The sequence below is a fragment of the Candidatus Enterococcus avicola genome (genome assembly GCF_047470845.1).
GTDB lineage: Bacteria > Bacillota > Bacilli > Lactobacillales > Enterococcaceae > Enterococcus_D > Enterococcus_D casseliflavus.
The window spans coordinates 104,084-119,179 of the sequence record NZ_JBLGTY010000008.1 but is presented as its reverse complement, the minus strand read 5'-3'; the positions used below and the strand labels follow the sequence as shown (position 1 = coordinate 119,179).

The window sequence follows — 15,096 nt, the reverse complement described above, 5'->3', positions numbered from 1 at the left end:
TTCAACTCCAATTTATTTGCTAGCTCTAGTATAGCAAAACCTGAATGAATATGTCTAAATAACGGTTAAGAAAAATACTTTATCTATTGGCGTTTCGTTGGTATAATAGAAAAGCTGACTAAAAGAAATGAGGAACGTATCCATGAACATAGAAGAAATGAAAAAACGACAGGAGAAGATTCGTAATTTCTCCATTATCGCCCATATCGACCATGGGAAATCAACATTGGCGGACCGTATTTTGGAACAAACCCATACGGTGACGTCACGAGAAATGCAAAACCAACTATTAGACTCCATGGATCTTGAACGTGAACGAGGAATCACGATCAAATTAAATGCCGTGGAACTTAACTATACCGCCAAAGACGGAGAAACCTACATCTTCCATTTGATCGACACCCCAGGGCACGTCGATTTCACCTATGAAGTTTCCCGCAGTTTGGCCGCTTGTGAAGGCGCCGTGCTCGTCGTTGATGCGGCTCAAGGGATCGAAGCACAGACATTGGCAAACGTCTACTTGGCGTTAGACAATGATTTAGAGATTCTACCAGTCATTAATAAAATAGACTTGCCAGCTGCCGATCCTGAGCGAGTACGAACAGAGATCGAAGATGTGATTGGTATCGATGCCAGTGAAGCTGTTTTAGCAAGTGCCAAAGCAGGTATTGGGATCGAAGACATTTTGGAACAAATTGTTGAGTATGTCCCAGCTCCAGCAGGTGATATTGAAGCACCGCTAAAAGCGTTGATCTTTGACTCCGTGTACGATTCCTATCGTGGGGTGGTCTTAAACGTCCGCATCATGGACGGGATGGTCAAACCTGGAGATAAAATCAAAATGATGAGCAATGGCAAGACCTTTGATGTTACGGAAGTTGGTGTCTTTTCACCAAAAGCCATTCAACGAGATGCGTTGATGGTGGGCGATGTTGGGTATATCACTGCTGCCATCAAGACCGTTAAAGATACCCAAGTCGGGGATACGGTGACATTAGCCAACAATCCAGCAGAAGAAGCCTTAGCTGGTTATCGTCAAATGAATCCGATGGTTTATTGCGGATTGTACCCAATCGATACTTCACGCTACAACGACCTTCGAGAAGCATTGGAAAAATTACAATTGAATGATGCAGCATTGCAATTTGAACCAGAAACCTCTCAAGCATTAGGATTTGGGTTCCGTTGCGGCTTCTTAGGCCTATTACACATGGATGTCGTGCAAGAACGGCTAGAACGTGAATTTAACCTTGAGTTGATTACGACTGCACCCTCCGTAATCTATCATGTCAACAAGACAGATGGCTCAATGGTGGTCGTTGATAACCCGGCAGAATTTCCTGAACCAGTCACGATCGAAAACGTACAAGAACCTTACGTCAAAGCACAAATCATGGTGCCTAATGATTACGTCGGTGCTGTAATGGAATTGTCCCAACGCAAACGGGGAGACTTTGTCACAATGGATTACTTGGATGATTATCGTGTAAACGTCGTTTATGAGATCCCACTATCGGAAATCGTCTTTGATTTCTTTGATAAATTGAAATCCAGCACCAAAGGCTACGCATCACTGGATTACGAAATGTCTGGTTACCGCACCAGCAAGCTAGTGAAGATGGACATCTTGCTGAATACTGAAAAAGTCGATGCGTTAAGCTTTATCGTTCACCGTGACTTTGCGTATGAACGCGGTAAAGCCATCGTTGAAAAACTGAAAAAACTGATCCCACGACAACAATTTGAAGTACCGATCCAAGCAGCCATCGGACAAAAAATCGTTGCGCGTTCCGACATCAAAGCCTTGCGTAAAAACGTATTGGCGAAATGTTACGGCGGTGACGTTTCTCGAAAACGCAAACTCCTAGAGAAACAAAAAGAAGGGAAGAAGCGGATGAAACAAATCGGCTCCGTCGAAGTACCGCAAGAAGCCTTCATGGCAGTTCTGAAGATGGACGACCAGGATAACGCGAAATAGCTTGTTTTCAACGGAAAACCCTATTAAATCAATCTTTTCGAGTAGCGAAAAAAACGTGATTTAGCAGTTTGAAAAAGTTATTACTGTCATATTGCTGTCACGGCTTAACAAAAAAGGACAAAAAAGGAATAATTTCCTTGAGGATTTTTACTTGTCAGCGTATGATGAAAGCATCTCATAAGGAGGTGCTTTTTTCATGCAAACAAATAAATATGAGTTAATCAAAATGGGAAATCATTTAAAAGAAGCTAGGTTATCTAAGCAATTAACTCAAGAAGAACTGGCAAGGTTATCAAATATATCACAAGCTACAATCGTAAAATATGAAAATGGTTTACGCAGCATATCTAAAAAGAACGATAGAATTTTGAGTGACGTTCTCGGCGCTGAATCATTTATTAAAGATATGATTCAAAGAAAACAACAAGTCTTGATTGATTTAGAAAAATATCAAACTACAAATAATTTTTCTCGTGAGGATTTATCTAAGAAGTTAGGAATCGAAATATCTCTTCTAAATAAATTTTTAAATCAAAGTCGACCATTGTCAAAAAATGCAATTGTGAAAATCACTCAGTTATTGTCTAACGATGGTAAAGAAATTTTGATGGATATAAAACAAGATGACGGTTCGTTTAAATTACCCATCGTCGATAAAATAGCGATGGGAAAACGAATCCAAGAGATTCGGAAAAATCGAGGTGAAACACTGGAAAAATTTGGTAAGAACTTTACCCGACCAGCAGGTAAGAATGTTGTGAATAGATGGGAAAAAGGTGCGAACATTCCTGATATTGAAAGATTAATGAATGTTGCCTATCTTGGGAAAGTGACTGTCCCTTATATTTTGTATGGGGAGACTTTTAGCAAAATGTTGAAAAGGGGAAATACGATTAACCAATTTGAAAAGTTGGATTCTTTCCGAATGGGACTAAGACTTCGGAAAATTCGAAGGGATTATCGTTTAGAAAGAGAAGACTTTGGAAAGTTTTTTTCACCGCCTATTACAAAATGGTCAATGGACAAATACGAGAACGGAAAAGATATCCCAAATACGGATCGCATTATTCAGTATGCCTATATAGGAAAAGTCTCTTTGGAGTTTTTGATATATGGTGCTAATTAGTTTTTAAAAAGAATAGATTACTTGAGTTTGAGATGTTAAAAAAATATCTTAATACAATTTTGAGGAGAATCATCGTTTGTTATGAATTGGTGGTAAAATAATTGTGAATTCCAATTTTGGAGGGAACTATTATGACAATTTCAAAAGTAAAAGCTCTTAGATCTGTTCTTTCAGAGAAAAGAACGACATTCTTATTTGGAGCAGGAGCTTCAGTACCATTTTTTTCTAGCTTAGGAAAAATTGAGGAATACATGACTAGCAGCGATGTAACTGAGGAAGGTAAAAGACTAGTCATGTTTATCTTTTATTATATAGCCATTAAAGATAATTCTAAATTAGTTAGGTATATAAAAAAAGGTGGATCAGAAAACCACTTGGGTTCTGGATCTTCTGTAATGAATCAATATTCAAGATTTGTTTTTAATTGCGTGGAGTTCCTAAAATTAAGAAATAGTCGTGTTTCACCAAGACGAACTAATGTCTTTACTACGAACTATGATTTGTTTCTTGAAATAGCTGTCGAAAAAAATATAGAATCGAATCCCAAAATTTTCTTTAATGATGGGACGAACGGTTATATGAAAAGATATCTTAGCACTGAAAATTTTAATAAGACAATGTTGTATGCTGGGGCCTTTGATAATTATTCAAACGAATTGCCAACTATTAATTTGGTGAAATGTCATGGATCCGTGAATTGGCTGAATGAACAGAACTTCATCGGGAGAGATAGAGTGCTTGTTGACAATAGTCTTTTAGGTACTATTGAAACTGCTAAAGAATCAGAAAAAATTTGGTCTGAACTTCAAGGGGATATAACTCAAGATACAACTTACTTCTTGCCTTTTAGTGTTGAAATGTTGAAGGATGTCGTATTAGGTAGACCTACTGATGAATTTCTTGGTACATCTACGGATGAATCTATTGATTTAATTAATTATTTTGGTGATAAGTATTATGATAAATTACAAAGTATAAGTGAAAAAATTAGTGAAATACAGATTGTTTTGCCTACAAAAAGAAAATTTCAGTCTACTCTAATGGAAGAACAATATTTCAATATGCTGAGATTCCTATCTTATGAGCTTGAGAAGGAACAATCTGTTTTAATAGCATTTGGTTTTTCATTTTTAGATGAGCATATAACAGATATTGTCCAAAGATCTTTAAATAATCCAAATTTATTGGTATTCATTTTCTGTTATAAAGATGGTACTAAAGGTGAAATAATAAATCAATTTAGCTTTGGAACCAATGCAATCCCATCCAATATTGTGTTTATAACACCTTCAGATTTCATTATGGAACAAACTGAAATCGAAGAAGAGAATCCCTTACAGTTAGAAAAAAATCAAATTAGATCTAATGATGGTACTATTGTCGCTTATTCTGAAGAAGTATCAGTTTACGATAATAAATATGCTGTTATAGATTTTGAATCTTTTAACAGGATTATCGAAGGAAATCTTTCTGAAAAGTATATTGATAGTCAATATACGGAGGTAGAAGATGATGACGAATAATTCTAATATAGAGGTTGCTTTAGTTGTTGAGGTGAACGGAATCAGGTGTAAAGCAGTTACTTTCGATGATATGAACCAAGCGACATATATTAATAATGGTGAAGTGATAAAAAACTTAAGTGTAAATAGTTTTGTAGTTATTCGTCAAAACTTTATTAAAATAATAGGCCGAGTCAATTCTGAATCAATTTGGGATACTCAAAATAATAAGCAAAATTATCAGTTGGATAACAGATTCAGTAAGAATACCATCAAAAGAATTCTTGATATCCAAATTATTGGATATATTTTAGAAGACTGTTTCACTACTGGTACAACATATATTCCAATGATTGGAAATATTTGTTCAATTCCGACATCTGAAGAAACACAAATTATCTATGTAAATAGCTTCGATCATTTTAATGGAGATCAAACAATTCAAATTGGGAAAAGTTTAAATGAGCAAATGGAGGTTAATTTACCAATAAGTTCCTTTTTTGCGTCACATATTGGTATTTTTGGAAATACTGGTAGTGGCAAGTCAAATACGCTTCACAAATTGTACTTCGAGCTATTTAAACAACCGTTCCCAATGCTAAGAGAGAAAAGTAGATTTGTTGTCATAGACTTTAACGGTGAGTACGTGCATGATAACTCATTTGGTGTACCTAGGAGCGAAAAAAATATATATGAATTAACTACTAGAATCGTTTCAAATAAAAAGTTACAGATTAAAAGGGATGTCTTTTTTAGTTCTGAGATCTTGTCTATTCTTTTTTCAGCGACTCAACAAACTCAAAAACCTTTTTTGGAACGTGTTCTTAAAGGGATAAATAAGTTTGGTTTTGGTGAAGGGACCCTTCAAAGGTGGATAAGTTCTTTACTTCGAGAAATATTTACGACTTTTCCCAACAAGGATTTAAAAAATAGACTTGTTAATATTTTGGATGAATTTTATGATTTTGATGGAATTTTAGAGCCAATAAAACAAGCGTGGGTGTATACTGGCAATGATTCTGCAAAATTCGTTGTAAGTAATATTTATTTTGATGGAAATTGGGAGTCCAGACACATTCAAGTGGTTAATCTTGTTCAAATTGAAACTATGATTTTGGGGAGTAAATTGGATATATTCAAAGAATTTGAACTTAGATGTAAATTACAATTAGTCAAGGATTTACTATATCGAAACGTTATATCTGATCATATTGATCCGCTTCTAAAGCGAATTGATAGCCGCATTGATGATTTCCAAAAGTATATTGAGATAGTGGAACAGATTGACAACGTCAAATTTCTTGAGATAATTTCTTTGCGTGATTTGAATCAAGAAGCTAAACAAATTGTAGCGATGTTAACTTCAAAAATGTTTTTTGATGAGCAGAAAACGGGTAAAGATAAGGTTAGTTTCCATCTTATTATCGATGAAGCACATAACATTTTGTCTGATCAATCAAGAAACGACAATACGTCATGGAAGGACTATAGACTTTCTACTTTTGAGGAAATTATTAAAGAAGGTCGAAAATTTGGCTTTTTCCTTACTTTATCAAGTCAAAGACCGGCGGATATTTCACCCACACTTCTCTCACAAGTTCATAATTTTTTTCTGCACAAGCTAGTGAATGAGCGAGATCTTCAAATAATTGATAATTCTTTATCAACTTTAGATAGAGTTTCTAAATCAATGCTTCCAGGTCTATCACAAGGAATCTGTATTATCACTGGAACAGCTTTGTCCTTACCAATGATTGTGAATGTTGATTTTATAAATGACAAAACTTTGCGTCCACAAAGTGATACTGTGGATTTAGTGGAAGCTTGGGTGAATGAATAACATAAATTTTTACGATGAGATCTTCAAAAATTGAAGGTCTTTTTTATATTCAAAGTGAAAAGAGATTTTTATGAATAAATGTAAGATAGAAAATTATCTCGCTTCATACTGATGATGGCAAAGAAATTTTTATGGATATAAAACAGGATGATGGTTCGTTTAAATTCCCCATTGTCGATAAAATAGAGATGGGAAAAAGGCACAAATGTTGCCTATCTTGGGAAAGTGGCTGTCCCTTATATTTTGTATGGAGAGACTTTTAGCAAGATGTTGAAAAGGGGAAATACGATTAACCAATTTGAAAAGTTGGATCCTTTCCGAATGGGACTAAGATTCAGGAAGATTAGAAGGGATTATCGTTTAGAAAGAGAAGACTTTGGAAAATTTTTTTCACCCTCGATTACGAAATGGTCGATGGACAAATACGAGAATGGGAAAGATATCCCAAATACCGATCGCATTATTCAGTATACCTATATAGGAAAAGTCTCTTTGGAGTTTTTGATATACGGTGTTAATTAGCTTCTTAAAAGAATAGTTTGTTTGTATATGAGCTATTTATTTATTGAATGGCTCTTTTAACTGTTCTCATTTTTATGTACTATAATGTAGTAGAAAGCGGTTTCTTTTTTGGGGGAGGTGAGAGAGATGGGGAAATATACAGATGATGAAATTCGTTCTATGCCAAAAATAACTATTAAAATTGCTGCTGACTTTTTAGGTATATCATCAAATATGTTGACTATGGGAATGAGGAATAATCTGTTACCAATTGGTTTTGCAATAAAATCTGACGATAGCTATCGTGCTAGTTGGTCTTATTCAATCGTACCTGAACGATTGATTGCATATAACCATGGTAAAATAAATAGCATTCAAGTAGAGAACATTGAGAATGGGATAAATAAAATCGTGGAACAATTTGAAGAGATTAAAAATGACTTGGTTTTTCTATTAAGCGAAAGCGAAGAATCGGAGGAATCATAAATTTCAGAGCGATAGTCAATGAGACTAATCCCAAACTAGCTGAAATTATACTTCCTAAATTACGAGAAAAAAATAATTCTGATGTTTTCGCAATAGAAGATCGAATAGTCGAGAAAAGCAATTTGGGTGGAAAGAGGGTGATTACTATGGAAAATGTTATCAAACATACTACTACGAGAAAAAAGTTATATGATGAAATATGGGATATTTCTGCTGCTGCGACCGCTAGAAAATATGATATTCCTTATCAACAATTTCTTGCTCAATTAAAAGAAGCAGAGATTCCTACACCACCTTCAGGATATTGGGCTAAGTTAAGTAGCGGTAAAGAAGTGACTGTGATTGAACTAACAGGAGAATTTAATAAAAAAATCGAGTTGTTTGAAAGAGTCAAAAATATTTCTTACGAAGAGAAAAAAATAGATCTTACAGCAATTAAAATAAGTGACAATGAAAAATTAGAAAAAGAGGTTGTCGATTCTCCAGATTTGATTGATATGCGTGAAACTGGATATAACTATTATGATCGTGAAGGACTTTATAAAGAAGTTTGGTCAGACCCAGTAACTGAAGTTGCAAAAAAATATCATGTGTCAGACAATGCAATCAGAAAAGTATGTAAATCATTGAATATTCCCACACCACCAGCTGGATATTGGGCAAAAGTTAGAACGGGCTCTAAAATAAAAAGACCTCCTCTTCCTAAAGGAAATTATCCTAAAGGGAAGTCTGGACTTCGGAATAATAAATGGATTGAACCAGAAAAACAACTTGCTATTGAGGAAAAATTGAACTTTTTAGGAAAAGAGACTTTAGCTGCAATTCTTTCTATAGCAGAACAAATATCGTTATCTGATGAGAATCAAAAGTTTAGTCCTACTGTGTTGAAACAGAAAAAAAGTATTACTAAATGGCAGAAAGAATATCAAAAAAATCTTGCGAAAGGATGGGGAAAACATAATCTCGAAGATCCACCAATGAATGCGGATAATTTATCTGAAGAATGTGTACAAAGAAGAAGTAGAATTCTTGATTCTATAATAAGAGCAATTGAACCTTATGGATGTCAATTATTATCGGATAAAGAAGCTTTTTTAATTAATGATGAGATTGTTTCATTTACTTTTTCTGAAGCCAAGGATAAAATCCCTCATGTTTTAACGAAAAAAGAAAATATGGAAATGTTGGAATATCAGGAAGACAAGAAACGTGGTAGGTATGCTTACGAACCTAGAGTAAGAAAATATGACTATCCTTTCAATGGTAGACTGAGTCTGCGATTATGTAATAATCGTATTTTCAGAGATAGTAAAAGCTATCAATTAGAAGAAAGACTAGGAGAAATTTTAGTTGCATTATACGAAGCATCTGAATCAGTCAGAGTAGATAGACTGGCTCATGAGGAAGCTGAAAGAAAGAGAGAAGAAGAAAGAATTCTTCGAAGAAAGAAAATTGATCGATACAATGAAGAAGTTGAACAAACATTATTTTTATTAAACGAGGCAATTGATTTTGAGAATGCTGAACGTATTCGAAAGTATGTCGAAGCAGCCAGAATCTCTGATAATACGAATAAATACTCCGATGAATGGATTGACTGGGCTAAGAAAAAAGCTGACTGGCTTGATCCCACTGTTGCAGCATCAGATGAGTTTTTTGGAGAAAGAGAGCATTTTAAAAATGAAGAAGCAAAAGTAATTAAAGAAAAAAATTCTTTTTGGTATTAAACTCTTTATATTTCTTTAACTAAATAGCATTAACTAAAAGATGTTCGAATTATCGAATGTCTTTTTTTATTTTTAAAAACGAAAGGAGATTATTTATATGAAAAAATCGAGATTTAAAAATTTGCGATTATTTGCGACTTTAGCTCTGTTGGGTCAAACAATTGGCGGAGCGATTGGTCCAGCTGTTGCCCTTGCTGATGAGGTTATTCACCCTCAGGAAGTAACGATTCACTATGATGTAAGTAAACTTTATGAAGTTGATGGAACCTTTAGTGATGGTAGTAAGCTCTCAGAACGTACTACACCACTATATGCTGAATACAATGGTGAGAAACAAACAGTATTTTGCATAGAACCGGGAGTTAGGATTCCAACAGAAGTCACTCCGGGCTATGAAAAAAATCCATTACCGGCAATGTCTGAAAAAGCGAAGCTAGTTTCAGTTCTTTGGAAAAAAGTAGGAACAGATATGGATACCAATATGGTGGCACAAAAGATGATTTGGGAAGAAGTAAACGGTTATACCCTTCATTCTATAAAACGATTAGGAGGTGCAACAGTTGATATAAAATCGATTGAAGGAAAAATTAACAAGGCAATTGAAGATTATCAAAAAAAGCCGAGTTTTCATGATAGCACGGTAAAAACAATTTTAGGTCAATCGACAACTTTAACAGATAAAAATGAATTAAATTTATCCGAGTTTGATAAAGTGGTTCAAAATACGGCAAATATTGATTACCAAGTAAGTGGGAATCAACTTATACTTACACCGAATCCTAACTCCAAGTCAGGTACATTAACATTAAAAAAATCAGCCGATACTGGAACTCCAGTCGCCTATAAGAAAGCGGGAGTTCAAACAGTCATGGCTGGTGCAATTGATAAACCTAATAGCTATACGATTAAAATTGACGTAGAAACTGAGGGTTCTTTGAAGATAAAAAAAGTCGATAAAGAATCAGGTGATGTTGTCCCAGGGACAATTTTCCATTTAGATTTTGGGAAAACTTTACCCGCAAAAGATGTGACTACCGATAAAGAAGGCATTGCTACATTGGATGGGATTCCCCATGGTACAAAGGTAACCATTACCGAAAAATCGGTACCGGCGCCTTATACGATTGATACTACACCCATGACTGCTACGATTAAAGCGGGCGAAACCATTTCTGTGACTTCAAAAAATACGCGAGAAAAAGGTCAAATCATTCTGGATAAAACTGGGATTGAAACAGGGAGTGATCTTTGGAATGACAACTACTCTTTAGCTGGCAATACGTTTGCCATTCGCAAAGATAGCCCAACCGGTGAAATCGTCCAAGAAATGACCACGGATGAAAAAGGTCATGCGGAAACACCAAAAGAGATTGCTAACGCGTTGGAATTGGGAACCTACTATGTAACAGAGTCAAAAGCATCTAATGGTTTTGTGAATACTTTCAAACCACTAAAAGTCGAATTGAAGTATGCCAATCAAACCGTAGCTCTTGTTACCAGTAATGTCAAAGGGCAAAACCAAGAAATTACTGGGGAAACCACTTTGACAAAAGAAGACAAAGATACTGGAGATAAAACACAGGGTAAAGCAGTCTTCGAGGGAGCTGAATACACCTTGTTTACTGCTAGGGATGGAAAAGCTGTTAAATGGAGTGAAACTTTTAAACCAGAATTAGTGAAAGGAACGCAAGCTTCTGATGAAACCGTGACTTTGACTTTGGATGAAGAGAATCAAGTTGCCGTTAAACATTTAGCCATCAACGAGTATTACTGGCAAGAAACAAAGGCACCAGAAGGATATAGTTTAGATCAAACCAAATACACTGTATCCATCAAAAAGGTTGATGATAACGAAAAAAATGCCGTGATTACCCGAGATGTTACGGCAAAGGAACAAGTGATTCGCTTTGGTTTTGATTTCTTTAAATTTGCCGGTTCAGCTGCTGGGACTACGGAAACTGGCTTCAATGATTTAACTTTTAAACTAACACTATTAGAAGGGACTAGTGAAATTACTGGAGCTGAAGATGAAGTCACCACAGCCTATAATGAGCAATTAGGTTTTGATGGTTATGGTAAGTTCGAAAATCTTCCTTATGGTGATTATTTATTTGAAGAAGTAGAAGCTCCAGAAGGATTCCAGAAGATTACACCACTAGAAATCCGCTCTACTTTTAATGAAAACAAAGAAGACTACACCAAGAGTGAGTATGTCTTTACCATTACCGAACAAGGTCAAAAACAACCGATTAAGACGGTGACCGTTCCTTACGAGAAACTGACTAATAAAGAATTTTCTGTTAGTTTGAACCGTTTGATGCTTTATGATTTGCCTGAGGAAGAAGACAGTGTGACTTCCCTTGCGACTTGGAAAGACGGAGGCAAAGAATTGACTACCCTTGATTCTACTGAGTTAGTTGATAAATTGAGCTATAACTTACATGAAATCAAAGAAGACTGGTATGTGGTAGCTCAAGCCATTGACGTGGAAGCCACTAAAGCTGCCCAAGAAAAAGATGAAAAAGCCAACCCAGTGGTAATTGCCGAAACAACCGCAATTTTGGCGAACAAAGAGAAAACAGGAACTTGGGAAATTCTGCATAAATTGACCGCCGAACAAGTTTTAGACAAAAGCATCGTCTTATTCAACTATGTGTATGAAAACAAAGAAGCCTTTGAAGCGGGCGATGAACCAGTAGCGAAGGATGCTAGTTTGAATAATCAAGCCCAAACTGTCAATTGTACAGTGGAACGTCATGTTTCCATCCAAACAAAAGCGCACTTAGAAGACGGTTCGCAAACTTTCACGCATGGTGATGTGGTAGATATGTTTGATGATGTGTCCATTACCCATGATGTACTAGATGGCTCAAAAGAAGCCTTCGAAACAATTCTGTATGCTTTATTGCCAGATGGTACGAACAAAGAAATTTGGAAATCCGGCAAGATTGAATATGAAGTGAATGACAAAGAATTTACTAAAACCGTGCTTGCGGAAAAAGTAGATACAAGTAAATATCAAGAAGGAACCAAGTTTACTTTTGCGGAAATCAATTATGATAAAGACGGAAATATCAATGGAAAACACAATGAAAATCTAAAAGAAAAAGATCAAACCTTAACTCCAAAAAAAGTTCCAACCACACCAAGTACGCCGGAACAACCAGAAACACCAACTGTTCCAAGTGGCTCTAAAGAATCTAGTCCTACAGTGAAGACCTTCCCTCAAACTGGGGAGAAAAATTCTAATGTGTTACTGTTCATTGGCTTTAGTTTGATCTTTGTGACGGCTGGGTATTACTTCTGGAATCGCCGCAACTAAGGTAATGAGATGAAACAAGTAAATCCTAAGAACTAACATGCGCGACCGCCTCCTAAAAAGTGGTCGCGCTATTTTTGTATCCAAAACTAACAATGAAAAGAGGAAAAAAATATGGAATTGAAATTTGTTGTGCCAGATATGGTCGAGACGTTCGGAAAACTAACATATGGTGGTGAAGGTGAAGTTCTATCGGAAGGGTATGGTCGAAATACTACAATTGTTGGTCGAAGTTACCATCTGTTTTCAAGTAAGCAACGGGCCGATGATATTGAGGTGGTAGTAGCTGCGGAAGCCGGCGAAAAGGATTTTGATCAAGACCAACCGCTAAAAACTGTGAATCCCCACTTGGTTGCCAAAGGCTATGAGATTGAGAATCGTGGGTTTACCGATTACGTGTTGTATGTTGATGATTTAGTGAAAGCATAGGAGGAAAAGAAGATGAGATTAACAGAAGGTATTGTCGTAGATTCAGGATTAACATTTGGGAAATTACGTTTTTCCGCATTACGTAGAGAAGTGCGCAAGCAAAATGAGGACGGAACGGTTAGTAACGAAGTAAAAGAACGGACATATAATTTGAAATCCTCCGCGCAAGGTCGAATGATCCAAGTTAGTATCCCAGCAAATGTACCCTTACGCGAGTTTGCCTATGACGCAGAGGTAGAGTTGGTCAATCCAATCGTGGATACGGTTGCCAATTATGTTTTCCGAGAAGGAACTACTGTCAATTGGTTCATTAAGGCAGATGATTTAGTCTTAAAACGACAACCAAATCAGGGAAATCCTACGAACCAAAATGAAGGAAAGAAATAGGTGAAGAATATGGAAATTAATGTGGAACATATTTTAGATTGTATCAATCAATATGGAAAAGGTGAGCTAACGGAGGAACAACTCACTAACGCATTAACCTATGATGAAAAAATGTTTCTGATTATGCATCAAGGGTTACTGGAAGTAGGTAACGATGCCAAAGAAGACTTTGATGTACTGGATTGGTTAGGGGAAGAAGAGTCCTTCTTTATGGTTGTCGAGGTAAATGAAAGTTTATGTCGTCAAGCAGAATCAGTCTTAGAAGAAATCGGTGTGGAGATGCCGGACGCCATTGAAAGTTTTTTAACGCAATTGGTTGAAAAAAAACAACTCCCCGTAGCAGTAAATGACTAATATAATTTTTGATTGGAGGTGGAAACCATCAAAATGTACAAAGGGCATCGCATACGTGCAGGAGATCAGCACTTAATTTATCACTTTGTTCTTGGCTGGCTAATCGCTTTGTTCATTGGTTGGATGAGCATCTTTTATTTTCAAAAGCTTAGACAATTTGAGATTTCCAAGGTGTCACTTTCTACTATTGAAATCGTTTGGTCCAAGAAAGATTTAATCTGTTTACTAGGAAGTCTCGCTCTTTCAGGAGCTATGATGTTGCTTTATATTCATTTTGTTCCTGAACATTGGCGAAGTCTGTGGCATCGACAAAAGCTAGCCCGGATGATTCTAGAAAACCATTGGTATGAAGTGAAACAAACTCAAAGTGAAGGTTTTTTCAAAGATTTGAATAGGAGTCGAACCAAAGAGACCATCAGTTACTTTCCCAAAATCTATTATCGAATGAAGGATGGCTTACTTTCTATTCGCGTTCAAATTTCACTGGGAAAATATCAAGATCAACTATTGAAGCTAGAAAAAAAGTTAGAAAGTGGGTTGTATTGTGAGTTAATAGAAAAAGAACTCAAAGACTCCTATGTGGAATATACCTTGTTATACGATATGATTGCCAATCGAATTGGGATAGACGAAGTAGTGGCAGTAAATGGGACTCTGCGATTGATGAAAAATCAAGTATGGGCTTATGATTCTTTCCCCCATATGTTAATCGCTGGTGGTACAGGCGGTGGGAAGACTTACTTTTTATTCACCATCATCGAGGCTTTATTGAAATCTGATGCCGAGCTTTTTGTTCTTGATCCCAAAAATGCGGATCTCTCCGATTTAGGTACGGTAATGCCCCATGTTTATTCCCAAAAAGAGGAAATCTCTGCTTGTGTGGAAGATTTTTACGAACGCATGATGGCTCGTAGTAGGACAATGAAAGAAATGCCCAACTACAAAATAGGAGAGAATTATGCCTATCTTGGACTTCCACCAAACTTTTTAATCTTTGATGAATACGTGGCTTATATGGAAATGTTAACAACGAAGGAAAGTGCGGTGATTTTGAATAAGCTCAAGCAAATTGTCATGCTAGGTCGTCAGTCTGGTTTCTTTCTAATTCTGGCTTGTCAAAGACCGGATGCGAAATATCTAGGAGATGGGATTCGCGATCAATTTAATTTCCGGGTGGCTTTAGGTCGCATGAGTGAGCTTGGGTATTCCATGATGTTTGGTGAGGTTGATAAAAATTTCTTCATGAAACGCATCAAAGGTCGAGGCTATGTAGATACAGGTGGCAGTGTGATTAGTGAGTTTTATACTCCGCTCGTTCCGAAGGGGTATGATTTTTTAGACTCAATTAATAAATTAGGAAAGATGAATGATTGAGTGACCTTCAAATGCTGACTTTATACTGATAGTAACGTATAATACTTTTATATAGTAGAAAGAAAGGGGATAA

Annotated in this window: 11 protein-coding genes and 1 pseudogene; all 12 read left to right on the top strand. The window is 36.1% G+C overall.

Features of this window, described 5'->3' with window-relative positions:
* Nucleotides 1-142: 142 nt before the first annotated feature.
* The 12 genes and pseudogenes from lepA to ACI3E5_RS08995 all read left to right on the top strand — a co-directional run bounded on the left by lepA (nucleotide 143) and on the right by ACI3E5_RS08995 (nucleotide 15,023).
* Nucleotides 143-1,978: a translation elongation factor 4 gene (gene lepA, locus ACI3E5_RS09050; RefSeq protein ID WP_154694447.1), complete on the top strand. Its 1,836-nt coding sequence runs from the start codon at nucleotides 143-145 to the stop codon at nucleotides 1,976-1,978.
* Between the two features lie 196 nt (nucleotides 1,979-2,174).
* Nucleotides 2,175-3,104, top strand: a complete 930-nt coding sequence (locus ACI3E5_RS09045; protein ID WP_498821420.1) for a helix-turn-helix domain-containing protein — start codon at nucleotides 2,175-2,177, stop codon at nucleotides 3,102-3,104.
* A gap of 131 nt (nucleotides 3,105-3,235) precedes the next feature.
* Nucleotides 3,236-4,627 (top strand): hypothetical protein, encoded by a 1,392-nt coding sequence (locus ACI3E5_RS09040; protein ID WP_498821422.1) that lies wholly within the window; start codon nucleotides 3,236-3,238, stop codon nucleotides 4,625-4,627.
* Nucleotides 4,614-6,446: an ATP-binding protein gene (locus ACI3E5_RS09035; protein WP_498821423.1), complete on the top strand. Its 1,833-nt coding sequence runs from the start codon at nucleotides 4,614-4,616 to the stop codon at nucleotides 6,444-6,446. The genes ACI3E5_RS09040 and ACI3E5_RS09035 overlap by 14 nt, the downstream gene beginning before the upstream one ends.
* An 89-nt stretch (nucleotides 6,447-6,535) precedes the next feature.
* Nucleotides 6,536-6,968: pseudogene (locus tag ACI3E5_RS09030) on the top strand (transcriptional regulator); the annotation flags it as partial.
* Between the two features lie 126 nt (nucleotides 6,969-7,094).
* Nucleotides 7,095-7,433, top strand: coding sequence for a hypothetical protein (locus tag ACI3E5_RS09025; RefSeq protein ID WP_498821424.1), 339 nt, complete (start codon nucleotides 7,095-7,097; stop codon nucleotides 7,431-7,433).
* Nucleotides 7,434-7,579: 146 nt separating this feature from the next.
* On the top strand, nucleotides 7,580-9,160 hold the full coding sequence (locus ACI3E5_RS09020) for a hypothetical protein (protein WP_498821426.1): 1,581 nt from the start codon (nucleotides 7,580-7,582) through the stop codon (nucleotides 9,158-9,160).
* Nucleotides 9,161-9,257: 97 nt separating this feature from the next.
* Nucleotides 9,258-12,482 (top strand): fibrinogen-binding MSCRAMM adhesin Fss3, encoded by a 3,225-nt coding sequence (fss3, locus tag ACI3E5_RS09015; RefSeq protein ID WP_498821427.1) that lies wholly within the window; start codon nucleotides 9,258-9,260, stop codon nucleotides 12,480-12,482.
* A gap of 111 nt (nucleotides 12,483-12,593) precedes the next feature.
* Complete coding sequence (locus ACI3E5_RS09010; RefSeq protein ID WP_498821429.1) at nucleotides 12,594-12,908, top strand: YdcP family protein; 315 nt, start codon at nucleotides 12,594-12,596, stop codon at nucleotides 12,906-12,908.
* Nucleotides 12,909-12,920: 12 nt separating this feature from the next.
* Entirely contained in the window at nucleotides 12,921-13,295 is a 375-nt protein-coding gene (locus ACI3E5_RS09005) for a YdcP family protein (RefSeq protein ID WP_002335604.1), read from the top strand.
* A complete protein-coding gene (locus tag ACI3E5_RS09000) occupies nucleotides 13,296-13,649 on the top strand; it encodes a hypothetical protein (protein WP_498821430.1) in 354 nt (117 codons plus the stop codon).
* Between the two features lie 33 nt (nucleotides 13,650-13,682).
* Nucleotides 13,683-15,023 (top strand): FtsK/SpoIIIE domain-containing protein, encoded by a 1,341-nt coding sequence (locus ACI3E5_RS08995; RefSeq protein WP_498821432.1) that lies wholly within the window; start codon nucleotides 13,683-13,685, stop codon nucleotides 15,021-15,023.
* The last annotated feature ends 73 nt before the right edge of the window (nucleotides 15,024-15,096 follow it).

Excerpts from the sequence above, each read along its gene's own strand:
- lepA (WP_154694447.1), top strand. The coding sequence starts at position 143 with ATGAACATAGAAGAAATGAAAAAACGACAGGAGAAGATTCGTAATTTC.
- ACI3E5_RS09020 (WP_498821426.1), top strand. The coding sequence starts at position 7,580 with ATGGAAAATGTTATCAAACATACTACTACGAGAAAAAAGTTATATGAT.
- ACI3E5_RS09040 (WP_498821422.1), top strand. The coding sequence starts at position 3,236 with ATGACAATTTCAAAAGTAAAAGCTCTTAGATCTGTTCTTTCAGAGAAA.
- fss3 (WP_498821427.1), top strand. The coding sequence starts at position 9,258 with ATGAAAAAATCGAGATTTAAAAATTTGCGATTATTTGCGACTTTAGCT.
- ACI3E5_RS08995 (WP_498821432.1), top strand. The coding sequence starts at position 13,683 with ATGTACAAAGGGCATCGCATACGTGCAGGAGATCAGCACTTAATTTAT.
- ACI3E5_RS09010 (WP_498821429.1), top strand. The coding sequence starts at position 12,594 with ATGGAATTGAAATTTGTTGTGCCAGATATGGTCGAGACGTTCGGAAAA.
- ACI3E5_RS09045 (WP_498821420.1), top strand. The coding sequence starts at position 2,175 with ATGCAAACAAATAAATATGAGTTAATCAAAATGGGAAATCATTTAAAA.
- ACI3E5_RS09025 (WP_498821424.1), top strand. The coding sequence starts at position 7,095 with ATGGGGAAATATACAGATGATGAAATTCGTTCTATGCCAAAAATAACT.
- ACI3E5_RS09005 (WP_002335604.1), top strand. The coding sequence starts at position 12,921 with ATGAGATTAACAGAAGGTATTGTCGTAGATTCAGGATTAACATTTGGG.
- ACI3E5_RS09035 (WP_498821423.1), top strand. The coding sequence starts at position 4,614 with ATGATGACGAATAATTCTAATATAGAGGTTGCTTTAGTTGTTGAGGTG.